The 22,446-nt window shown below is 64.9% G+C and carries 23 protein-coding genes; 7 read left to right on the top strand and 16 right to left on the bottom strand.

Annotation, left to right across the window (positions count from 1 at the left end; all coding sequences use genetic code 11):
- Positions 1-101 precede the first annotated feature (101 nt).
- From H8F01_RS06365 to H8F01_RS06380, 4 genes are all read right to left on the bottom strand, one after another.
- Complete coding sequence (locus tag H8F01_RS06365) at positions 102-1,472, bottom strand: pyridoxal-phosphate dependent enzyme (RefSeq protein WP_187058176.1); 1,371 nt, start codon at positions 1,470-1,472, stop codon at positions 102-104.
- 157 nt (positions 1,473-1,629) lie between these two features.
- Positions 1,630-1,857, bottom strand: coding sequence for an HP1242/YdcH family protein (locus H8F01_RS06370; protein ID WP_187058177.1), 228 nt, complete (start codon positions 1,855-1,857; stop codon positions 1,630-1,632).
- Positions 1,858-2,262: 405 nt separating this feature from the next.
- Positions 2,263-2,877 (bottom strand): DUF4398 domain-containing protein, encoded by a 615-nt coding sequence (locus tag H8F01_RS06375; RefSeq protein ID WP_187058178.1) that lies wholly within the window; start codon positions 2,875-2,877, stop codon positions 2,263-2,265.
- Entirely contained in the window at positions 2,874-3,470 is a 597-nt protein-coding gene (locus H8F01_RS06380) for a DUF4398 domain-containing protein (protein WP_187058179.1), read from the bottom strand. Before H8F01_RS06380 ends, H8F01_RS06375 begins: the two co-directional genes overlap by 4 nt.
- An 82-nt stretch (positions 3,471-3,552) precedes the next feature.
- Here H8F01_RS06380 and H8F01_RS06385 point away from each other — a divergent pair, with 82 nt between their 5' ends.
- Positions 3,553-4,668, top strand: coding sequence for a PilT/PilU family type 4a pilus ATPase (locus H8F01_RS06385; RefSeq protein WP_187058180.1), 1,116 nt, complete (start codon positions 3,553-3,555; stop codon positions 4,666-4,668).
- 8 nt (positions 4,669-4,676) lie between these two features.
- On the opposite strand, the gene H8F01_RS06390 is transcribed toward H8F01_RS06385, so the two are convergent.
- Positions 4,677-5,060 carry a 2OG-Fe(II) oxygenase gene (locus H8F01_RS06390; protein WP_187058181.1) on the bottom strand — a complete coding sequence of 128 codons (384 nt, stop codon included), beginning with the start codon at positions 5,058-5,060 and terminating at the stop codon, positions 4,677-4,679.
- 3 nt (positions 5,061-5,063) lie between these two features.
- On the bottom strand, positions 5,064-5,732 hold the full coding sequence (gene maiA, locus H8F01_RS06395) for a maleylacetoacetate isomerase (RefSeq protein WP_187058182.1): 669 nt from the start codon (positions 5,730-5,732) through the stop codon (positions 5,064-5,066).
- Between the two features lie 149 nt (positions 5,733-5,881).
- Between maiA and H8F01_RS06400 the strand changes: the two genes are divergently transcribed.
- A complete protein-coding gene (locus H8F01_RS06400; protein ID WP_187058183.1) occupies positions 5,882-7,060 on the top strand; it encodes a phosphoglycerate kinase in 1,179 nt (392 codons plus the stop codon).
- A complete protein-coding gene (locus H8F01_RS06405; protein ID WP_187058184.1) occupies positions 7,060-7,692 on the top strand; it encodes an HAD hydrolase-like protein in 633 nt (210 codons plus the stop codon). Before H8F01_RS06400 ends, H8F01_RS06405 begins: the two co-directional genes overlap by 1 nt.
- A 104-nt stretch (positions 7,693-7,796) precedes the next feature.
- Here H8F01_RS06405 and H8F01_RS06410 read toward each other — a convergent pair whose 3' ends face one another.
- Positions 7,797-8,345 (bottom strand): DinB family protein, encoded by a 549-nt coding sequence (locus H8F01_RS06410; RefSeq protein WP_187058185.1) that lies wholly within the window; start codon positions 8,343-8,345, stop codon positions 7,797-7,799.
- A 132-nt stretch (positions 8,346-8,477) separates the two neighbouring features.
- A complete protein-coding gene (gene tkt, locus H8F01_RS06415; protein WP_187058186.1) occupies positions 8,478-10,481 on the bottom strand; it encodes a transketolase in 2,004 nt (667 codons plus the stop codon).
- A gap of 255 nt (positions 10,482-10,736) precedes the next feature.
- Between tkt and H8F01_RS06420 the strand changes: the two genes are divergently transcribed.
- Together H8F01_RS06420 and H8F01_RS06425 are read left to right on the top strand one after the other, a co-directional pair.
- The gene (locus H8F01_RS06420; RefSeq protein WP_187058187.1) at positions 10,737-11,348 is read left to right on the top strand and encodes an outer membrane beta-barrel protein; all 612 of its coding nucleotides are present in this window, start codon (positions 10,737-10,739) and stop codon (positions 11,346-11,348) included.
- Positions 11,349-11,611: 263 nt separating this feature from the next.
- The gene (locus H8F01_RS06425; protein ID WP_187058188.1) at positions 11,612-12,226 is read left to right on the top strand and encodes an outer membrane beta-barrel protein; all 615 of its coding nucleotides are present in this window, start codon (positions 11,612-11,614) and stop codon (positions 12,224-12,226) included.
- Between the two features lie 79 nt (positions 12,227-12,305).
- Here the strand turns inward: H8F01_RS06425 and H8F01_RS06430 are convergent, their stop codons facing one another.
- From H8F01_RS06430 to H8F01_RS06450, 5 genes are all read right to left on the bottom strand, one after another.
- Complete coding sequence (locus tag H8F01_RS06430; protein WP_187058189.1) at positions 12,306-13,313, bottom strand: class I fructose-bisphosphate aldolase; 1,008 nt, start codon at positions 13,311-13,313, stop codon at positions 12,306-12,308.
- A 148-nt stretch (positions 13,314-13,461) separates the two neighbouring features.
- Positions 13,462-13,911: an energy transducer TonB gene (locus H8F01_RS06435; protein WP_187058190.1), complete on the bottom strand. Its 450-nt coding sequence runs from the start codon at positions 13,909-13,911 to the stop codon at positions 13,462-13,464.
- Between the two features lie 175 nt (positions 13,912-14,086).
- The gene (pyk, locus tag H8F01_RS06440; protein WP_187059184.1) at positions 14,087-15,559 is read right to left on the bottom strand and encodes a pyruvate kinase; all 1,473 of its coding nucleotides are present in this window, start codon (positions 15,557-15,559) and stop codon (positions 14,087-14,089) included.
- A 503-nt stretch (positions 15,560-16,062) separates the two neighbouring features.
- Complete coding sequence (locus H8F01_RS06445) at positions 16,063-16,878, bottom strand: S1/P1 nuclease (RefSeq protein WP_187058191.1); 816 nt, start codon at positions 16,876-16,878, stop codon at positions 16,063-16,065.
- Between the two features lie 73 nt (positions 16,879-16,951).
- Complete coding sequence (locus H8F01_RS06450) at positions 16,952-17,422, bottom strand: OsmC family protein (RefSeq protein ID WP_187058192.1); 471 nt, start codon at positions 17,420-17,422, stop codon at positions 16,952-16,954.
- A gap of 186 nt (positions 17,423-17,608) precedes the next feature.
- Here H8F01_RS06450 and gap point away from each other — a divergent pair, with 186 nt between their 5' ends.
- The gene (gap, locus tag H8F01_RS06455; RefSeq protein ID WP_187058193.1) at positions 17,609-18,622 is read left to right on the top strand and encodes a type I glyceraldehyde-3-phosphate dehydrogenase; all 1,014 of its coding nucleotides are present in this window, start codon (positions 17,609-17,611) and stop codon (positions 18,620-18,622) included.
- 183 nt (positions 18,623-18,805) lie between these two features.
- Entirely contained in the window at positions 18,806-19,255 is a 450-nt protein-coding gene (gene azu, locus H8F01_RS06460; RefSeq protein ID WP_187058194.1) for an azurin, read from the top strand.
- Between the two features lie 68 nt (positions 19,256-19,323).
- On the opposite strand, the gene tpx is transcribed toward azu, so the two are convergent.
- The 3 genes from tpx to H8F01_RS06475 all read right to left on the bottom strand — a co-directional run bounded on the left by tpx (position 19,324) and on the right by H8F01_RS06475 (position 22,436).
- Positions 19,324-19,824 carry a thiol peroxidase gene (gene tpx, locus H8F01_RS06465; protein ID WP_187058195.1) on the bottom strand — a complete coding sequence of 167 codons (501 nt, stop codon included), beginning with the start codon at positions 19,822-19,824 and terminating at the stop codon, positions 19,324-19,326.
- Between the two features lie 108 nt (positions 19,825-19,932).
- Positions 19,933-21,333, bottom strand: coding sequence for an oxygen-independent coproporphyrinogen III oxidase (gene hemN, locus H8F01_RS06470; protein ID WP_187058196.1), 1,401 nt, complete (start codon positions 21,331-21,333; stop codon positions 19,933-19,935).
- A gap of 116 nt (positions 21,334-21,449) precedes the next feature.
- Positions 21,450-22,436, bottom strand: a complete 987-nt coding sequence (locus H8F01_RS06475) for a fumarylacetoacetate hydrolase family protein (RefSeq protein WP_187058197.1) — start codon at positions 22,434-22,436, stop codon at positions 21,450-21,452.
- Positions 22,437-22,446 lie beyond the last annotated feature (10 nt).

Genomic DNA, 22,446 nt, shown 5'->3' on the forward strand with positions numbered 1-22,446 from the left:
ATCGCAGATCCGCAACTTTGTCGACAGCCGATTTCAATAAACTTTCAAAGCCATCAGAGCGAAGTCTGATGGCTTATGCTGAACGTCCGGTTACCCGGACTTCAATGCACCTTGCGGCGTAGATAATTCAGCAAATCGATCCGCGTGATCAGGCCCAGGAACTGCTCGCCGTCCACCACGATGGCCACGTGACCACGGTCGAACACCGGCAGCAGCGACTCGATGGGCGAACGCACGTCCAGCATCTGCAGGTTGGTGATCATGGCGGTGGATACCGCGTCGCGGAACCGGCTCTCGTCCGAATGCACGTGCATCAGCACGTCCGATTCGTCGAGGATGCCCACGAGGCGACTACCGTCCATCACGGGCAGCTGCGAGACGTCGTACAGCTTCATGCGCGTGTAGGCGGTCATCAGCAATTCGTTCGGGCCGATGACCACGGTGTCGCGCTGGGCGAACGGGCGCAGCAACAGGTCGCGCAGGTCGCCGTGCTGCTCGCGTTCGATGAAGCCGTTGTCGAGCATCCAGTAATCGTTGTACATCTTCGACAGGTACTTGTTGCCCGTGTCGCACACCAGCGTCACCACGCGCTTGGGGCTCGTCTGTTCGCGGCAATAGCGCAGCGCGGCCGCCAGCAGCGTACCGGTGGAGGAACCACCCAGGATGCCCTCCTTTGCCAGCAGCTCGCGCGCGGCCAGGAAGCTCTCCTTGTCGGGAATGGCGTAGGCCTTTTTTACCCGCGTGAAGTCGCTGATGCTGGGCAGGAAATCCTCGCCGATACCCTCGACCATCCAGCTGCCGGATTTGGTCGAGAGTGTGCCCTCGTTGATGTACTGCGCCAGAATCGAACCGACCGGATCGGCCAGCACGAAATCGGTGTTGGGCGAATGCTCGGCAAAGAACTTGGACAGGCCGCTGAGCGTGCCCGACGAGCCACAGCCGACCACGATGGCGTCGACCTTGCCGTCCAGTTGCGCCAGGATTTCCGGCCCGGTGCTGGCGATGTGGGCAGCCGGGTTATCCGGGTTGCCGAACTGGTTGATGAAGTACGCGCCCGGCGTTTCGCGCGCGATGCGCTCAGCCATGTCCTGGTAGTACTCCGGGTGGCCCTTGGCCACGTCCGAACGGGTGAGCACCACCTCGGCGCCCATGGCCTTGAGGTTGAAGATCTTCTCGCGGCTCATCTTGTCCGGCACCACCAGGATCATGCGGTAGCCCTTCTGCTGCGCCACCAAGGCCAGGCCCAGGCCGGTGTTGCCGGCGGTGCCTTCCACCAGGGTGTCGCCAGGACGGATCTTGCCGGCCTTCTCCGCGCCTTCGATCATCGACAGGCCGATGCGGTCCTTGACGGAGCCGCCGGGGTTGGCACTTTCCAGCTTCAGGAAGAGTTCGCACGGTCCGACGTCCAGGCGCTGCGCACGTACCATCGGGGTATGTCCAATCAGTTCGAGGACACTCTGGTGGACCGACATGGGAACTCCTTGCTCTAGGCTCCGGCCGCTTCGTGGTGGCCGATGGGGACGCCGATGATACCCGAGCAACGCGGCACCCTTGCGCCAGCCCCATGAACAACGCGGCCCCGGAAGCCGTGAGGCGCCGGGGCCGCGTTCATGCGAAAACGTCGCAGATTCAGTTGATGCGGTGCGATCGGGTGTCCCACATGCGCTGGAGTCGCTCCTTCGCGTGGAGTTTTTCCTTCTTCATGCCCGACAACGTCATGTCGTCGATGGGAAGCACGCCGATTTCGGCGTCGTGCACCTTGCTGTCGAGTTCCTGATGATGCTGGTGCAGCCGACGAAATTCGGCGTCGGCCTTCATCAAAGCTTCGACATCATCACGCTGCTGGTTTTCAAACATGATCGAACCTCCTCTGGAGAGAACGGCAGCCGCTGGGGGGCGTCTGCTGACGTTGGATCAGGCGCAGCCACCCCCGATCCATGCCGTTTGACCGGGCCATGGAGTGCGGATGGAGGAGAAGGATGGGCGCATGATTCAGGTCGGTGACCCAGGGCGCGAAGATGCCCCCTGGGAACTTGACCCTACTCTCCGTTCCGGAGTCATGCAAGCGTCATACGCGGCGTTCGCGCTCTCGGAACTTTCGCAAAAAAGGCTGCCAAAACAGTATTTTGCATGATGCCAACATCGGCGTCGCGAAATCTCCACGAACGCGGCGTCGTGTCGCGCCATCTCACGTCGAGGCAAGACAAATGAAAAGGCCGACGGGGTCACCGTCGGCCTCTGCGACCATCGACCGGGCGTCGATTACTTGCCCTGGTCCTTGTTCGCGCTGTCGCCCTGCATCTGCTGGCGCATGGCGCGAGCCGCCTGGGCGGCCAGGTCAGCCTGCTTCTTGGCGGCGTTGGCCACCTTGGCCTGCGCGGCGGCCAGCTTCTTGGCCTGGTCGGCCTGGGCCTGGGCCTGCGCGGTGGCTTCGGCGCCTGCCGCCATCTGACGGGCCGATTCTTCCTGCGCTGCCTGGTACTGCATGCGCTGGCGCTCCAGCTCGCGACGGGCCATTTCCGTCTCGCGGCGGCTGCCGTCGAGCTGGATCTGGTCGTGCTCGCGATCGAGCTTGGCGATCTGCTGCTGGGCGTCCTGCAGCTGGGCCGTGGCGCGGGCCAGGTCCACGCGGCGCTCGGCCACGTACAGGGCATGGGCGCGATCACGCGAACGGGCCTGGGCGAGCTGGCTCACGGCGTCATGGGCACGCGCCTGCTCCGCCTGGGCGTACATGCCAAGGGCCGGATCGCTGGAAAGCTGGCTGAGGCTGCTGTTGAGGCGGGCCACGTCCATGTCTTCCTTGGCGGCATGGGCGGCACCGGCGGCAGCCAGGGCCACCAGCAGCGTCGACAGCCTGAAGGTCAGTGACTTGTTCATGGGTGGCCTCCTTGGTCAGTGCTCGACGGAGGAGCCGGCTGGTCGGGGTTCGGGTTCTGCGGGTAGGTCTGGAAACCCTGTCCCTGCTGGATGGGCTCGCCCAGCTGGGAGCTCGAAGGCGCCGGCATGTCCTGGGTCTGCTGCTGCGCCGGCAGGCCAGCGGCCTGGCTCTGGTCCTGCTGTTGCTGGTCGGCCAGCGACTGGTCGATCTGCTCGCGCAACTGCTGGTTGGCCGTGGTCTTGCTCTGGATCTGCGCGCGGGCAGCGGCCAGGCGGGCCTTGGCACGGGCCAGTTCCGCATCGGCACGGGCTTCGTCGGCCAGCTGGGCGGCCTCGTCGTAGTCGCGCTTGGCCACGGCGTTCTGGGCCTGCTGGAACTTGTTCTGCGCGTTACCCAGGTCAATCGGGTCGTACGACGCAGCGTCGGCATCCCGTGCCGCCTGCAGCTGCATCTGCGCCTGATTCAGGGCCCCATCCGGCGGCGGCGTGGACGCGCAGCCGGCCAAAGCCAGCGTCATGGCCAGCGTCAGGGTCGATACCGCCAGCCTGGCAACCTTGAGTTGCCCCCTCGGCGGGAAAAAGATGTGCACCATCACTCAGTCCTCTCGGAGTGTCGCAGCGTATTGTGGGCGGGCATAATCGCTTTTAGCAATGCGCACGAACAGGGGATCTCGAGTGGACATCGGTTACTTCCTCAAACTGATGGTAGACAAGGGCGCGTCGGACATGTTCCTGACGACGGGCGCCCCTGTGAACATCAAGGTCGAGGGCAAGCTCTACCCGCTGGGCAATACCGGCCTGCCCAGCGGCATGGTCAAAAAAATCGCCTATTCGCTGATGGACGAGGGCCAGGTACCCCAGTTCGAGCGCGACCTTGAGTTGAACATGGCGCTGGCCGTGAAGGAAGCCGGCCGCTTCCGCATCAACGTGTTCAAGCAGCGCGGCGAAGTGGGCATGGTCATCCGTGCCATCAAGAGCGAGATTCCCAGCATCGACCAGCTGCAGCTGCCGAGCATCTTCCGTGAGCTGATCATGGAGCCGCGCGGGCTGATCCTGGTGGTTGGCGCCACCGGTTCGGGCAAGTCGACCACGCTGGCGGCGATGATCGACCACCGCAACCAGAATTCCTCGGGCCACATCCTCACCATCGAGGACCCGATCGAATACCTGCACCGCCACAAGAAGTCGATCGTGAACCAGCGCGAGGTCGGCCTGGACACGCACAGCTATCACGAGGCCCTGCGCAACGCGATGCGCGAAGCGCCGGACGTGATCATGATCGGCGAGATCCGCGACACCGACACCATGGAAGCGGCCATCTCGTTCTCCGAAACCGGCCACCTCTGCCTGGCGACGCTGCACTCGAACAACGCCGACCAGACGCTGGAGCGCATCCTCAACTTCTTCCCGGAATCGGCGCACAAGAACGTGCTGATGAACCTGGCCCTGAACCTGCGCGCGGTGATCAGCCAGCGTCTGGTGATCGGCAAGGACGGCCGCCGCCTGCCGGCGACGGAAGTGCTGCTCAACACGCCGCTGATCCGCGACATGATCCGCCGCGGCCAGGTGCACGACGTCAAGGAAGCCATGGATCGCAGCCTTCAGGAAGGCATGCAGACCTTCGACCAGTCGCTGTACCGGCTGTACAAGGAAGGTCGCATCGAGCTGGACGAGGCGCTCAACAAGGCCGATTCCCGCGATGGCCTGGCGCTCAAGATCCGCCTGTCCGACAGCGGTAATTCGGAAAATACCGAACTGGTCGGCAACGACCCCTACGGCCTGGGCTTCTGACCCGGCCGTCAGGCCGCGGGGCGCGTCTCGCCGCCCCGCGCGCCACGCACCCAACCAAAGCTCAGTACCCAACGTGACCCCTCGTCGACGCGGGTCACGCTGTGCTCTTCCATATCCGGTCGAAACAGCTTGATGCGCGAGCTGGCATGGATCGGCCGAGCGCAGATGAACTCACCGCCGCGCCGCGCGGGCCACACGATGAGGTTCAGCCGGTAATGCCGGCCCTGCGCCACGCGGTCGGTATGCGGCGGCACGGACGAACCCTGCGGAAACTTCAGCAGGTAACAGTCAAAGGGAATCGGCCATAGCGCGCCGCCGAGCAGCAGCTTGTCGTAGCCACTGCCCTGCCGGCCCCGCTGCCAGCGCCACAGCTGCCGCCAGAACGAGGTCATCGGTCAGCCCTGTGCGGCGGGCGCATCCGGCTGGGCCTCCGGCGCGGCCTGCTGGAAGGCTTCCAGTGACTGGCAGGCGTCGACGATGCGGCGAATGGTCGGGAAGTCCTCCATCGGCAACTTCCAGCGCACCGCGTTGTAGACCTGGGGCACCAGGCAGGCATCAGCGAGGCCCGGCGTGTCGCCATGACAGAATCGGCCGGTGGCAACGTTGCCCGCCAGCATGGCCTCCATCGACTGCAGGCCCAGGCCGATCCAGTGGCGCGACCACACGCCCTTGGCGGCGTCATCGGCCCCGAACTGGCTGACCAGGTGCTGCAGCACGCGCAGGTTGCCCAGCGGATGCACGTCGCAGGCAATGGCCTGCGACAAAGCGCGCACCCTCGCCCGCCCGGCCGGATCGGCCGGCAACAGGGGCGGCGTGGGATGCGTTTCGTCCAGGTATTCCATGATGGCCATGGACTGGGTGAACACCCGGCCATCGTCCACCAGGGCGGGCACCAGCTCCTGCGGGTTCAGGGCCTGGAAATCCGGCAGATGCTGCTCGCCGCCCTGGTTGACCAGGTGCACCGCCCGGGACTCGTACGGCAGGCCCTTCAGGTTCAATGCGATGCGCACCCGATAGGCCGCACTGGAGCGCCAGTAGCCGTACAACACCAGATCCTGCCCCATACCCCTGTCCTCTTGGCGACACAACGGATGCCTAGGATACCTGCCCTGCGGTTTGCATCACCGCGAAGCCGGCAGGACAATAGGCGGTTCGCGCCCCATCGCTCAGGCCGGGGCGTCCGCATCCCTGAATCCCAGCTAGGAGTTCCGCCGTGTCCGTTACCCGCATGAGCGATCTTGATCTGCGCGGCAAGCGCGTGCTGATCCGCGAAGACCTGAACGTGCCGATCGAGAACGGCCACATCAGCTCCACCCAGCGCCTCGACGCCTCACTGCCCACCATCAAGGCCGCCCGCGACGCCGGCGCCCGCGTGATGGTGCTGTCGCACCTGGGTCGCCCGAAGGAAGGCCAGTTCGACGCCGAATCCTCGCTGGCGCCGGTCGCCAAGTGGCTGAGCGACAAGCTGGGCCAGCCGGTGCGTCTGGTGGCCGACTACCTCGACGGCGTCGATGTCGCCGAGGGCGAAGTGGTGGTGCTCGAGAACTGCCGCATGAACGTGGGCGAAGGCAAGGACGACGAAGCGCTCTCGAAGAAGTACGCCGCGCTGTGCGACATCTTCGTGATGGATGCCTTCGGCACCGCGCATCGCGCCCAGGCCTCCACCCATGGCGTGATCAAGTTCGCTCCCATCGCCGCTGCCGGGCCGCTGCTGTCGGCCGAGCTGGACGCGCTGGGCAAGGCGCTGGAGCACCCTGCCCGCCCGCTGCTGGCCATCGTCGCCGGCTCCAAGGTGTCCACCAAGCTCACCCTGCTCGAGAACCTGATCGGCAAGGTGGACCAGCTGATCGTGGGTGGCGGCATTGCCAACACCTTCATCGCCGCCATGGGCTACTCGGTGGGCAACTCGCTGTACGAACCGGATCTCATCCCGGCCGCCAAGAAGGTCATCGCCGAGGCCAAGCGCCGCAATGCGGACGTGCCGGTGCCGGTGGACGTGGTCGTGGCGCCGGAGTTCTCCGCGCACGCCCCCGCCACCGTCAAGGCGGTGGACGAAGTGAAGGATGGCGAGCTGATCCTGGATATCGGTCCCGAGACCGCCCGCCGCTACGCCGAGATGATCGCCAACGCCGGCACCGTGGTGTGGAACGGCCCGGTGGGCGTGTTCGAATTCGACGCCTTCGGCCATGGCACCGAGACGCTGGCGCGCGCCGTAGCCGCCTCGAAGGCGTTCTCCATCGCGGGCGGTGGCGACACCCTCGCAGCGGTCGAGAAGTACGGCATCGAGCAGGACGTCTCGTACATCTCCACCGGCGGTGGTGCCTTCCTCGAGTTCCTGGAGGGCAAGGAACTGCCCGCCGTGGCCGCCCTCAAGGCACGCGCAGGTAAGTAATGCTCTGTCTGTTTGATCTTGATGGCACGCTGATCGATTCGGAGATCGGCATTCTGGGCTGCGTCCGCCATGCGCTGACGCAGCTGGGGGTGGAGCATCCGGCGGAACTTCGCCACTGGATCGGCCCGCCGCTGCGCCATAGCTTCGCGCCGCTGCTGGACCACGACCACGACCGCATCGAGCAGGCCGTGGAGTACTACCACGAGCGCTTCCATGCCATCGGCTGGCAGGAGCATTCGGTGTACCCGGGTATCGAAGCCATGATCGGCCGCCTGCAGGCGGCCGGCCATACGTTGGCCGTGGTCACCAGCAAGCCGGAACAGCACGCCCGCCCCATCGTCGAGCACCTGCCCTTCGGCCCGGCATTCAGCCGTCTGTACGGCCCCGATCCGTCGAGCCCGCACAGCGAAAAGGCATCCATGATTGCCGCGGCGCTGAGTGACTTCGGCGCATCGCCGGAACACACCGTGATGATCGGCGACCGTCATTTCGACATCGACGGCGCCGTGGCTAATCGCGTGCAAGGCATTGGCGTGCTGTGGGGCTTTGGCAGCCGCACCGAACTGGAAAAGGCCGGTGCGCATGCACTGGCGCGCGATCCGCAGCACCTGGCCGAGCTGCTGGTCGCCTGAGCCCCTCCCTTATGTAGGAGCGCACTCGTGCGCGACCACCCCACGCAACCCTAAGGTTGCAACGCTGCGGTCGCGCACCAGTGCGCTCCTACAAAGGCACCGCATTAAATGTCGGCGATCAACGCCGACAGGTCAGTTGCCCCGACATCCACGCCCGCCTGCATCAGCAAGGTCGTCACCTGACCGCGATGGTGGGTTTGGTGATTGAAGAAGTGCATGACGAGGTAAAAGTACGGCTTGCGGAAAGCGTCCCCGCGCGTGTTCGTATAGGCCAGTACCTGATCCAGATCGTCTTCGCTCATCGCGTCCGCCCAGGCGTCGATCACGCCATCGAGGAAACGGCGATGCTCAGCGAGGGAGGACAGGTCGCCATACGGCTGTGCGGCAAGATCGCGCTGGATCGGCTGGCCGCGCAACGGGCCAAGCGCCGCATAGTCCGCCGGATGTTCTGCGAAACGCTGCAACCAGATCATGTCCGCCACGGCGATGTGGCTGAGCGTGGCGTGGATGGAACCGAAGAACGCGCCGCGATCGGCCATGACCTCCGTTGACGGAAGGCTCGCTGCTGCCGCGTAGACCTTCTCGTTCATCCAGCGGTTGTAGGCGGCCATCTGGCGCACATGATCGCGGCGCAGCGGGGCATGGGTCGTCATGGGGCGGGCCTGCTCGTGGAAAACACCAAGCCTAACGCTGACGACTTTCGGCGTCGCCTGCCACAAGAAACACCAGGCAAAGAAAAAGCCGCGGCATGCCGCGGCTTTTTCAATTCACCATGCGTGGCGGACTTAGCCGATCACGCGCTTCACGGTGTCGGCCACGTGGGTGACGGTGAAGCCGAAGTGCTCGAACAGCTGCGGCGCCGGCGCCGACGCACCGAACGTGGTCATGCCCACCACGTCGCCGTCCAGGCCCACATACTTGCGCCAGAAGTCGGCCGACGCCGCTTCCACCGCCACGCGTGCACGGCACCAGCCCGGCAGCACCGCTTCGCGGTATTCCAGCGGCTGCGCATCGAACACTTCCGTGCACGGCATGGACACCACGCGAACGGGCACGTTCTGCTGTGCCAGCGTGCGGGCCGCTTCCATCGCCAGCTCCACTTCCGAACCGGTGGCGATCAGGATGGCCTTGAACTTGGTGTCCTGCGGGTCGGACAGCACGTAGGCACCGCGTGCGATGTCTGCCAACTGCTGCGCGGAGCGCTGCTGCGGCTTGAGGTTCTGGCGCGAGAACACCAGGCAAGCCGGGTTGCCCTTGCGCTCGATGGCGAGCTTCCACGACATGGCCGATTCGGCCGCGTCGCACGGACGCCACACCTGGTTGTTCGGGATGTAGCGCAGCGAGGCGAGGTGTTCCACCGGCTGATGGGTCGGGCCGTCTTCACCCAGGCCGATCGAGTCGTGCGTGTACACGTGGATCGCGTGCGCCGGGATCAGCGCGCTCATGCGCACGGCGTTGCGCGCATAGTCGGAGAACACCAGGAACGTGGCGTCGTACGGAATGAAGCCGCCATGCAGCGCCAGGCCGTTGGCAATGGCGCTCATGCCGAACTCGCGCACGCCGTAATAAACGTAGTTGCCCTTCGGGTCGCGACCATTGCCGGCGTCGACGCTGCCCTTCCACTTGGTGAGATTGGAGCCAGCCAGGTCGGCCGAGCCGCCGATCAGTTCCGGCAGCAACGGTGCGAACGCGTCGATGGTCATCTGCGACGCCTTGCGCGAAGCGACATCCGGTGCGTCTGCCTGCATCTTTTCGACAAAGGCCTGCGACTTCTCGGCCCAGTCGGACGGCAGCTCGCCGGCAATGCGGCGGTTGAACTCGCCGGCCAGCTCCGGGAAAGCCGCCGTGTACTTGGCCACCGCGTCGTGCCACTTCTGCTCGCGCTCGGCACCGGCCTTCTTGTGGTCCCAGCCGGCGTAGATCTCGGCCGGGATTTCGAATGCGGGATAGCGCCAGTCCAGCGCGTCACGCGTGAGGGCCACTTCATCCTTGCCCAGCGCGGAACCGTGGCTTTCTTCCTTGCCCTGCTTGTGCGGGGAACCGAAGCCGATGATGGTGCGTGCGCAGATCAGCGTGGGCTTGTCGGACTGGCTGGTGGCCGCCGTGATGGCCTTCTTGATGGCCTCGGCGTCGTGACCGTCCACGCCGCGCACCACGTTCCAGCCATAGGCTTCGAAACGCTCCGGCGTGTTGTCGGTGAACCAGCCGTGCACTTCGCCGTCGATGGAGATGCCGTTGTCGTCGTAGATGGCGACCAGCTTGCCGAGCTTCCAGGTGCCGGCGAGCGAAGCCACCTCGTGCGAGATGCCTTCCATCAGGCAACCGTCACCCAGGAACACATAGGTGTGGTGGTTGACGATCTCGTGACCCGGGCGGTTGAAGTGGTCGGCCAGCACCTTCTCCGCCAGCGCGAAGCCGACGGCATTGGCCAGGCCCTGGCCCAGCGGACCGGTGGTGGTTTCCACGCCGGGGGTTTCGCTGGCTTCCGGGTGACCGGCCGTCTTGGAGTGGAGCTGGCGGAAACGCTTCAGCTGATCCATCGGCAGGTCATAGCCGGTCAGGTGCAGCAGCGCGTACTGCAGCATCGAACCGTGGCCATTGGAGAGTACGAACCGGTCGCGATTGAACCACTTCGGGTTGGTCGGGTTGTGCTGGAGGAAGTCGTTCCACAGCACTTCGGCGATGTCCGCCATGCCCATGGGCATGCCCGGGTGGCCGGAGTTGGCCTGCTGCACAGCGTCCATGGCAAGTGCGCGCACGGCGTTGGCAAGTTCGCGACGGGTGGTCATTTAGAGGGGTCTCCGGGAGGGGCGGCCGTAAAAACGCTTATTGTCGCCGATCCCCCGCCCCCCTGTCGCCTTTCGAGACCGCCCCTGAATAGACCGAAAGGTTAACAACACCTTAATAATGGACTAACCGGTATTGAAACTCTGGAGCCTCCGACCCATCTAAGGATCAGCATCGTCGGCACGAGGTGCCCAGCCGCGCCACGCCGAACCCCCGGCACCGCGGACTGGCCCAATAAGACAAAGAGGAGTACCCCCATGAAGAACACCATTCTTGCTCTCGCCCTTGCTACCGCCGGTCTTGCCGTGGTCCCCGCCGCGTTCGCCCAGGACGCCGGTAATGCCCAGCAGGGCTGGTACGTCGGCGCCAACGCTGGCTACGGTCAGGTCCAGAAGGGTCCCTATGACAACGGCAGCTTTGCTGGCGGCCTGAAGGGTGGTTACCGCTTCGCGATCAACCCGGATACCTCGCTGGGTGCCGAAGTGGGTTACGTCTACCTGGGCCGTGCCGATGCGCGTGGCCAGTACACCCAGAACTACGCCAACTACACCGGCAACAACGGCCAGTCCAAGCTGCAGGGCGCGACCGCGGGTCTGAACCTGCGCTACAGCTTCAGCCCGAACTGGTACGGCGAAGTCCGTGGCGGTGCCTTCTTCGCCAAGGGCTCGGGCCTGACCGACGACAAGACCAACCCGCAGAACGTCAACTTCAACAGCACCCGTTACTACGCGGGCCTGGGTGCGGGCTACAACATCAACAAGAACATCAGCGTCGGCCTGAACTGGGACTACTACGACGGTAGCCAGAGCGACAAGAACATCCACCTGCCGACCAACCTGTACAGCGTGAGCGCGGAATACCGCTTCTGATCCAACAGGTAATGCAAGACCTGAAACGGGCGCCGCAAGGCGCCCGTTTTCTTTTGCCGCCATGGCAGGCCACATGCGGCGATGACATGGCACCGCGATCCGTCGCAACGCCGCAGGCCCGTCATTCAAGAGCATTCCGAAGGAACTGCCACGCACTGCTCAACTAATCTCGCGAGTCGACAGAGCGAACTCACGCGCGCTCAGCCCCCAAAGCCTGCAGCCGTCAGGCGTCGATTCCCCAAACCACATGGAGTGTCTTCCACATGAAAAAAGCGGTTGCTGCATTTGCGTTGGCCACGGTCGGCCTGATCGCCCTTCCCCTGTCAGCACAGACTGCCGATGGCAACTACCAGCCGAGCCAGTCCGTTGGCAGCGGCAACTGGTTCGTCAACGCCAACGTGGGTGAAGGCCATATGGCCGACGGCCCCTATACCAAACATCCCACCATCTACGGCATCAACGGCGGCTACCGCTGGAAGGTCGGCCCGGATCTCGGCTTCGGTCTCGAAGTGGGCTACAACAACATGGGCAAGATCCACTACCCGGTCGTCAATACGCCGCTGGGTACCTTCACCGGCAACCAGAACCTGGAAGGCTGGACGCTCGGCGTCAACGGGAAGATCAATCTTTGGCAGGGCCTGTACTGGAGTGGTCGCGCCGGCGCCTATGGCTGGGGCGGCCACAGTTACGACGCCGACCTCAATCGTCACAACTACACCGGCGTCAATTGGTATGTCGGCACCGGTGTGGGCTACGACTTCAATGAGGCCTTCAGCTTTGGCCTGGCCTACGATTACTACAAGGCCAACATGGGCAAGGGAGCGTTCGGCGTTCGCTCCAGCGACGGCCTGTCGCTCACGGCGGAATACCGCTTCTGAAAGCTCACGTGTCTCAGTGAAAAAAAAACGGGCGCCGCGAGGCGCCCGTTTTTTGCAGCGATGGTTTGCTGCGTATCGCTTACTTGGCGTTCCACTGACCCAGCGCGGCGAGGCCGTTGTCCTTCGCGCGGGCGTAAACCGTCTTCTGCGCATCGGCGTAGTTGGCCTTCATGTCCTTGGACCACAGCTTCAGCGCGGCCTGCTGCATGGCGCGGCCGTAGGAGAACGACAGCGGCCACGGGTGCGGGCCCATGCGGTTCATGGCGTTGAGGTGAGCCGTGGACTGCTCGTCGGTCTGGCCGCCCGAGAGGAACACGATGCCCGGCAGCGTGGCCGGCACGGTGGTCTTCAGCACGCGCACGGTGGCTTCGGCGACTTCCTCCACTTCCACCTGCTCATCCGCGTCCTTGCCCGGGATGACCATGCTGACCTTCAGGATGGTGCCTTCCAGCATCACGTTCTGCTCGTACAGCGCGTTGAACAGGCTACGCAGCACGGCTTCGTGCACTTCGTAGCTGACTTCGATGCTGTGGTCGCCGTCCATGATCACTTCCGGCTCCACCATCGGCACCAGGCCGGCTTCCTGGCACAGCGCGGCGTAACGGGCCAGCGCATGGCAGTTGGCTTCAATGGCCGTGGAAGACGGGTTGTCTTCGGAGATATTGATGACCGCGCGCCACTTGGCGAACTGCGCGCCCAGCTTCACGTACTCGGCGAGACGCTCGCGCAGGCCGTCGAGGCCTTCGGTGATCACGTCGCCCGGGAAGCCGGCCAGCGGCACGGGACCCTTGTCGACCTTGATGCCCGGGATGATGCCGTTCTTCTTCATCAGCGTGGTGAAGGGAACGCCGTCCTTGGTCGACTGGCGGATGGTTTCGTCGTACAGGATCGCACCGGAGATGTGCTCGCCCAGGCCCGGCGCGGTGAGCAGCAGCTCACGGTAGGCGCGACGGTTCTCTTCGGTGTTGTCGATGCCGACGGCCTCGAAACGCTTCTTGATGGTGTTGGTCGACTCGTCAATGGCGATGATGCCCTTGCCGGGCGCAACCATGGCGAGGGCAACGCTTTCGAGATCTTCGATGCTCATGACAACTCCGGATACTTAGGCGGTGTGGGCCGCACAAGGTGATGCCACCCCGGAAGGGGCGGAGGCTGAAAGGCCGGGATTATAGGCCAAGCCGACCCGCCAGGGCCCGGGAGGACCCTGAACGGCTCTGGAGAGGGCCCCGGCTGGCTCAGGCCTGGTCGTAACCGGGGAGCTTGCAGGCGTTGGTGATGGATTGGCGCTGGGCCGGGTCTGCCGGCAGGTTGAACGGCACGATGAAATAGGTGTTCACCGGCTCATGGGTGCTGTTCTTCAGGGCCGGGCCGTAGCGGAAATTGCTTGCCACGCTCTTGGCCACGGCATCCAGGTCACTCTGCGGCACAACCTTACGCACCGTGACGTTCTGGGGGACGCCATCCGAACCGATCAGATAGCTCACCGCCACGCAGCCGGGCTTATCCATGTTGCGGCCGCTGTTGGGAACATCGGCGTCGACCTTGGTGTTCAACATGATCCAGTACGACTGGATCTGCTCGGGGCCGACCATGCGCGCCTGGGCCTGCGCGAGCAGGGGCGCCGCGCCCGTCAGGGCCAAAGCCAGCATCAGTGCCTGGGTGGTGCGACGTGACGTCGTGTTCATGGAAAACCTCCTGTTCGTGATCGGGACGATGCACCGATTCTAGCGATACCGCGCCCGTGGCGATGAGGGCGTGAACCGCCAGACCATGACCGAATGACACGGCGCGACGGAGCGCCAACGCCCGCCGACCTGGCCCACACCAGGTCGACGGGCGCGGCGTCTCAACGCAACTTGCTCAGAGGTCCCGCAGGCACTCCACCACACCCTGCGCCCCTACCGAGAGCAGCTTGAGGGTGTTGGTGCCGCCGCCCTGGCCGATGTGGTCGCCATGTGTGAGCACCACGCGGTCGCCTTCAGCCAGGCGGCCTTCGATGAACAGCTGGCGCACGGCATCACGGGCCGAACCGGCCGTGGTCTGGGACACGTGGGTGAACTTCACTGCGGTCACGTCGCGGAAGATGGACATGCGGCGGCGCGCATCGTCGAACGGCGATAGTGCATAGATCGGCACGGCACTGCGGTAACGCGACAGCCACTGCGCCGTGGCGCCCGACTCGGTCAGGGCCACGATGGCGCGCACGCCAAGCTGGCTGGCCAGCACCATCGCGGCCAGGGCGATCGCCTGGTCGGTACGGTCCAGCAAGTGGCCCTGCGTGGCCGGATCTTCCTTCGGCTCGAACTGGCGCTCGGCGCCCAGGCAGATGCGGCGCAGTGCGGCCACGGCCTTGTCCGGATGCGCACCGGCGGCGGACTCCTCCGACAGCATCACCGCATCGGTGCCGTCGATGACGGCGTTGGCCACGTCCATCACTTCGGCGCGGGTCGGAATGGGCGAGCGCACCATCGACTGCAGCATTTGCGTGGCGGTAATGACCGCGCGATTGCGCTGCACCGACTCGCGGATGATCTTTTTCTGCAGGCCCGGCAGCTCGGCGTCACCGATTTCCACGCCCAGGTCACCGCGCGCCACCATCACCACGTCGGAGGCGTCGATGATTTCGCCCAGCACGGGAATGGCGTCGGCACGCTCGATCTTGGAGACCAGCGAGGCCTTGCCGCCAGCGGCTTCCAGCAGGCGACGCGCTTCATGCATGTCGGCGGCGGAACGCACGAACGACACGGCCAGGAAGTCGCAGCCGATTTCGGCGGCGAGCTTGATATCCGCCTTGTCCTTCTCCGACAGCGCGGAAACGGACAGGCCGCCGCCCTGGCGGTTGAGGCCCTTGCGGTCGGACAGCTTGCCGGCAACCAGCACGGTGCAGCGGATTTCCTGGCCCACCACCTCGTCGACGGTCAGCGCGACGAGACCGTCGTCGAGCAGCAGCACGTCACCGGCCGACACGTCCTTGGGAAGGTCGTAGTAGCTCACGCCCACGCGGGTGTTGTCGCCCAGCGGCGCGCCCGGGGAGCAGTCCAGCACGAAGTGGTCGCCCACTTTGAGTTCGATCGGGCCGTTGGCGAAACGCTCGACGCGAATCTTGGGACCCTGTAGGTCGGCGAGCACGCCCACTTCGCGACCGAGCTTGGCGGCCGCATCGCGCACCGCGACGGCACGCGCGCGATGGTCGTCCGGCTGGCCGTGGGAGAGGTTCAGGCGAACCACGTCCACGCCTTCGGCGATGATTTTTTCGAGCATGCCAGGCGCGTCGGTCGCGGGACCGAGGGTGGCAACGATTTTTGTGCGGCGCAGCGGAGTGTCGGTAGTCATCATTTCAAACTAGCAGAACTGGTGACTCGCGCCAGAGGGTTTTGGACGTCTTTTCACGACGCCGTGGCGGCCTGCAAGTGGACTGCTTCTGGCATGCGGACCACCTGCAACACTGGTATGCCAGCTCGAACGCGATATCAACGTTCGCGATGCCTAAGTGGTCTGTTTTGTCCCGGGCAGGACCGGCGCGACTGGTGTGGTATCACGTCAGAAACAAATCCACTCGCATGCCTGGCTGCGTTGGCGAAAAAATGATCTGCGATGACCGGTCAAGAGGCGCGCGGAGCGCACAGCATCGAATGATGCGATGCACCAAATTGACGTAGAAGGCCCACCACGGTGTCCCGCCACTGGACCCGCATGGCGCTTACGGTGTTGTCGCTGGATCCATCACGACCCACTCGCGCGTCCGGGCCCCAACGACACGTGCGGGACCGGGGCGCCCAACGAAAAAGGGCCGCGCAAGCGCGGCCCTTCGAGGTCATGAAACCCGTTGGCTGTCGTCAACCGTTGGCCAACGTGAGGTTCAGCACTTCCGCAAGGCGACGGCCGGCTTCGCGCAGGCGCAGTTCGGCTACGGGCAGCTCCTTGGCCACATAGGCCTGATCGAGCTTGTGGCCCTCCGGATAGATGTCGCGCGAGATGGTGCACGACTCCTCGGCCCACTGGGCATAGGCGTTGTCGAACGGCGGGATGGGCTTGGGCAGGGTCACCGTACCGCGCGCTTCCAGTTCGTTGGCATAAGCCTTGTAGTCCAGGCCACGGGTCTTGAGCAGGCCCGAATCCCACACGCTGTGCAGGTTGGTGCCCTTGTCGTTGAACTGCACCTGGTAGGCGTTGCCGCCCTTGTCATCACGCGAGCCGCCGTGCAGCGGCTGGTGCTCGTCACCAATGAAATGCACCACGAACTTCAGCGCCTCCAGTCGTGCCGCGTCCGACTGGCTCTTGTCGCCCAGAATCTTCACGTAGTGGTCGATGCCGGCAACCACGCACTGCCCGTCCTTGCAGTCGCGCGGCGGCACGTAGTTGCAATCGCCGGACGTGAAGTCGACATAGTGCAAGGAGCGGGTCTGCTTCCACAGCGCGTCCTTGGTCGGGTCGTTGCGGATCTCGTCCGGCCAACTGGCGATGTCGGCCAACGACTTGGTGTGCTCCGGCGCCAGCAGGCGCTCCACCGCTGCTTCCGCCGCGGGGCTCAGGTGACGCTGGGCCAGGTCGCCGACGATGGCGTGGCCCAGCTGCCCCCAGGCATGGGCGGCCGGCGCCAGGGCAATGCTGAGAAGGGCGGCGGCAACGGCGGTTCGGCGCGGGAATGGCATGGGGCGGCGGTTCTTGTCAGGGGAAACCGACGAGTTTGCCACAGCCCCGTGACAGGTTCGCGCCAGCGAGGGATCAGCCTTCGCCCGGTATCGCCAGCGCGTTGCCAGCCCCGTCGTGCACGTTCACGTCCACCTTGATGCCCTGGCGCACGCTCTGCGTGACGATGCAGAAGTCCTCGAACTGGGCGAGCACGCGGTCCAGATGCTCCAGCGTCTCGGCCGGGTCGGCCAGCTGCAGGTCCACGCCGATGTGGGTGATGCGCAGGCGGCCGTGCTCGTTGCGCGTCAAGGTGAGCCTGGCCTTGGCGCCCAGGGTGCCGGGCTCGTTCTTGTACTTGCGCAGGGCGAACAGCAGGCTGGCGGCGAGGCAGTTGGCCACCGCCGTGGCCAGCATGCGCGAGGGGTTGGGGCCGGCATTGCCCCCCAGCGGGGAGGTCTCGTCGGTGATCAGGTCGGGAATGGGCGTCTCGTCGAAACGGACCCGGAACTCGTAGTCCGTGACCTGCTCCAGGGTGATGCCAAAGGACTGTTCCGCCTCGCTCATGCCACTCTCCTCGACTCGGATGTACTTAAAAGAGCGACGATTCAAGCGCTTTAGGGCGCCGCTGAACAGCCCCTTCCGGGTAAGACGCCGCCCGCGTGAGCCCGCCGCCCGGTTCAGGCTAAAATGCCGGTTTTACGGCGGTCCCACAGCCGCCATTGTCCGTCACTCAAAGGAGGACGCTGTCCCATGTCCATCAAGGTCGCCATCAACGGTTACGGTCGCATCGGCCGCAACATTCTGCGCGCGCTGTACGAAGCCGGTCGCACCAACGAGATCCAGATCGTTGCGATCAATGACCTCGGCAATGCCGAGACCAATGCGCACCTGACCCAGTACGACACCGCACACGGCAAGTTCCCGGGCACCGTGTCCGTGGACGGCGGCGATCTGATCGTCAACGGCGACCGCATCAAGGTGTGCGCCGAGCGTGACCCGTCCAAGCTGCCGTGGGGCGCCCTGGGCGTCGACGTGGTGCTCGAGTGCACGGGCCTGTTCACCTCCAAGGCCAAGGCCAGCGCGCACATCGCCGCCGGCGCCAAGAAGGTGATCATCTCCGCCCCGGGCGACAAGGACGTGGACGGCACCTTCGTCATCGGCGTGAACGACGACAAGCTGACCTCCAAGCTGGAAGTGATTTCCAACGCCTCGTGCACCACCAACTGCCTGGCTCCGCTGGCCAAGGTGCTGCACGAGACGATCGGCATCCAGCGCGGCCTGATGACGACCATCCACGCCTACACCAACGACCAGGTGCTGACGGACGTCTATCACTCCGACCTGCGCCGCGCCCGTTCGGCCACGCACTCGCAGATTCCGACCAAGACCGGCGCTGCCGCTGCGGTGGGCCTGGTGCTGCCGGAGCTCAACGGCAAGCTGGATGGTTTCGCCATGCGCGTGCCGACCATCAACGTGTCGGTGGTTGACCTGACCTTCGACGCCGGCCGTGCGACCACCAAGGAAGAGATCGACCAGATCATTGCCGAAGCGGCCAAGGGCAAGCTGAAGGGCATCCTGGACATCAACACCAAGCCGCTCGTGTCGATCGACTTCAACCACAACCCAGCCTCGTCCACCTATGACGCCACGCAGACGCGCGTCATCGACGGCACGCTGGTGAAGGTGCTGTCGTGGTACGACAACGAGTGGGGCTTCTCCAACCGCATGCTCGACATGACCGTCGCGCTGATGGCGGCCAAGTAAGCCACCCGCTACCGCTGCAAGGACAAAAGCCGGGCACCGCCCGGCTTTTGTTTTTCCGGGGCCCGCGCGCGGCAGGCCGTCGCATGGACGGGGTTCGCTTCGTGGCGATGATCCAGATCAGCGCGTAGCGCATGCGCTGGCGCAATCGTTCGGGTTTTCCCACCTGCACTCCGGAGACACTCGATGATTCGCCAAGTTTTGGCTCTTGCCCTGCTCGGCCTGTCTGCCACGCCCCTGTGGGCCGCCGACTGCGCTGCCACCATCGACGGCAACGACGCCATGCAGTACGACCAGAAGAGCATCACGGTCCCCAAGACCTGCAAGCAGTTCACCGTGACGCTTAAACACACGGGAAAACTGCCAAAGGCCTCCATGGGCCACAACTGGGTGCTGGGTTCGACGGCCGATGAACAGGGCATCCTCGCCGATGGCATGAAGGCCGGCGTGGACCAGAACTACATCAAGCCCGGCGACACCCGCGTCATCGCCCACACCAAGCTGATCGGCGGCGGCGAATCGGACAGCGTCACCTTCCCGGTGTCCAAGCTGAAGGCCGGCGACTCTTACGCCTACTTCTGCACCTTCCCGGGCCATGCGGCACTGATGAAGGGCACGCTGACACTCGCCCCGTAATGGCAAGATCGGCGCCATAAAAAAGGCCGGGATTATCCCGGCCTTTTTTTTCGTACGCGATGTGGAGATCAGCCCAGCGCAGCCAGCGCCGCGTCGTAATTGGGCTCGTTGGCGATCTCACCCACCATTTCGCTGTGCACGACCTTGTTGTGGCCATCCAGAACCACCACGGCGCGCGCTGCCAGACCCGACAGCGGGCCCGAGGCAATCGCCACGCCGTAGTTCTTCAGGAAGTCGTGACCGCGCAGCGTGGACAGCGTGACCACGTTGTCCAGGCCTTCGGCGCCGCAGAAGCGGGCCTGGGCGAACGGCAGGTCGGCGGAGATGCACAGCACCACGGCGTCATTGAGCTGGCTGGCCTTCTCGTTGAAGCGGCGCACGGAGGTGGCGCAGGTCGGCGTGTCGATGCTGGGGAAAATGTTCAGCACCTTGCGCTTGCCGTCGAAGCTGGCGAGCGTCACGTCGGACAGATCCTTGCCGACCAGAGAGAACGCAGGCGCCGCCTCGCCCTTGGCGGGGAAATGGCCGTCGACCTGCACCGGATTGCCTTTCAGCGTGACTTGGGACATGGGACACCTCGTTGGATGGGGCCCTTAAGTAGACCACGACAAGGCCCCTCAGCACGATGGCAAGACTTGCCCTTCCGCCCGGAGCGGCAGGCTTCGCCTTGCACGGCGTCAGATGGTGCGCGAATACCGCGGCGTATCCGCCGCCTTTCCGAGATAGGCGTCGAAACACATCGCCACGTTGCGCAACAGCAGCCGGCCGCGGGGCGTCACCCGGATAAGGTTGGCATCCAGCGCCACCAGGCCGTCATCGACACAGGCGGCGAGGCCCTCCAGCTCCGGGGCAAAGGCTTCATCAAAGCGCAGCCCATGCCGCTGGCCGAAGCGCGGCATGTCGAGCTGGCCGTGACACATCAGTTCACCGATCAGCGCACGACGAACCCGGTCATCGTCACTCAGGCGGATGCCGCGACTCACCGGCAGCTGCCCCGCGGCCAGCGCAGCCTCGTAACCGACCAGTTCACGGGCGTTCTGGCTGTAACTGTCACCAACGCGACTGATCGAACTCACCCCGAGACCGACGATGTCGCAATCGCCATGCGTGGAATAGCCCTGGAAATTGCGTTGCAGCGTGCCCGCGCGTTGCGCACGCACCAGCTCATCGTCGGCGCGCGCGAAATGATCCATGCCCACGTACACGTAGCCGGCTTCGCACAACATGCGGAAGGCCTCGCCGAACAGCGCCAGACGGGTGGAAGCATCCGGCAAGTCGGCATCCTCAATCTGTTGCTGCGCCTTGAACAGGTGCGGCAGGTGGGCATAGCCGTAAACCGCCACCCGATCCGGCGCCAGGGCGATGACCTGATCCAGCGTGCGTCGGAAACCATCCAGCGTCTGGCATGGCAGGCCATAGATCAGGTCCACGCTCACCGAGCCATACCCCGCCTCCCGTGCACCATCGATCACTTCACGGGTCTGCTCGACGCTCTGGATGCGGTTGACCGCCACCTGCACGTCGGCGTCAAAGTCCTGGATGCCTACCGACAGGCGATTGAACCCCAGCGCCGCCAGATCGCGCACATAGCGGGCGTCCGCATAACGGGGATCAACCTCGATGCCGTACTCGCGCACACCATCACGCCGATAGGCAAAGCTGCCTTCGAGCGCGGCGACCAGCCGGGCCATGCGTGGCGCATCGAGGAAATTCGGCGTGCCTCCGCCCAGGTGAAGCTGGAGCACCGGCCGTTCGCGATCGAACAGGGAGCCCGTCAGCGCGATTTCGCGCAGGAGCACGTCGAGATAATGGTCGGCCCGGGCGGCATCGCGTGTGATGACACGTGTGCAACCACAGTAGAAGCACGGGCTGAAGCAGAACGGTACATGCACATAGAGCGACAGCGGCCTGGGCGACGATGACGCGTTGGACGCCATGGCCTCCGCGCGGTAGGCCGCTTCGTCAAAGCCCACATGAAAGTGAGGCGCCGTCGGATAGCTGGTGTAGCGAGGCCCCGGCACATCGTAACGGGCAACGAGGACTGGATCGAATTCCGGAACAATGGTTGGCGTGCGCATGCGCGGCAGTATCACCGCGCGATCAAACACTGCGCTTGAGGCCGGTCAGCAGGCTGCGACAATTCGCTCGAACCCGCGGGCATCGGTAGCCGATGCCCGCGATTCCACTACCCCGCTCAGCGCTTGAGCGGCGCGATGGTCTGCTCGATGGAGCCGAAGATGGAGGCGCCGGCGGCATCGGTCACGTCGATGCGCAGGCTGTCGCCGAACTTCAGGAACGGCGTGGTCGGCTTGCCATCGCGCAGGGTTTCCACCGTGCGCTGCTCAGCCAGGCACGACGCGCCCTTGCCGGTGTCTTCGTTGGCAATGGTGCCGGAGCCGACGATGGTGCCGGCGGTGAGTGGACGCGTCTTCGCCGCGTGCGCCACCAGCTGGGCGAAGTTGAACTGCATGTCCACGCCGCATTCGGCCTCGCCAAACCACTGGCCGTTGAGCCAGGTGCGCATGGGCAGGTGCAGCTTGTCGTCCTTCCACGCATTACCCAGTTCGTCCGGCGTCACCAGCACGGGCGACAACGCGGAGCGCGGCTTGGACTGCAGGAAGCCGAAACCCTTGGCCAGCTCATTGGGAATCAGGCCGCGCAGCGACACGTCGTTGACCAGGCCAACCAGCTGGATATGCCCAGCCGCCTGGGCCGGCGTGGCGGCCATCGGCACGTCGTCGGTTACCACCACCACTTCGGCTTCAAGGTCGATGCCGTAGTCCTCGCTGGGCACCACCACCGGGTCGCGGGGACCAAGGAAACCCGCGCTCACCGCCTGGTACATCAGCGGGTCGACATAGAAGGACTCGGGCACCTCGGCGCCACGCGCGCGACGCACGCGCTCCACGTGCGGCAGGTAGGCGCTGCCGTCGACGAACTCGTAGGCACGCGGCAGCGGCGAAGCCAGTGCGTGCATGTCGAGGGCGAACGCGCCCGGCGCCGTACCGGCGTTGAGTTCTTCGTACAGCGCGTTGAGGCGCGGCGCCGTGCTCGACCAGTCGTCCAGCGCCGCCTGCAGCGTCGGCGCAATGCCGGTGGCCTTGACTGCCTGCGTCAGCGCGCGATTGACGACGATCAGGGTGCCGTCGCGACCGCCTTCCTTCAGTGAACCCAGTTTCATGCTTTGCTCC

Origin of the sequence: Dyella telluris (genome assembly GCF_014297575.1) — a bacterium.
GTDB lineage: Bacteria > Pseudomonadota > Gammaproteobacteria > Xanthomonadales > Rhodanobacteraceae > Dyella > Dyella telluris.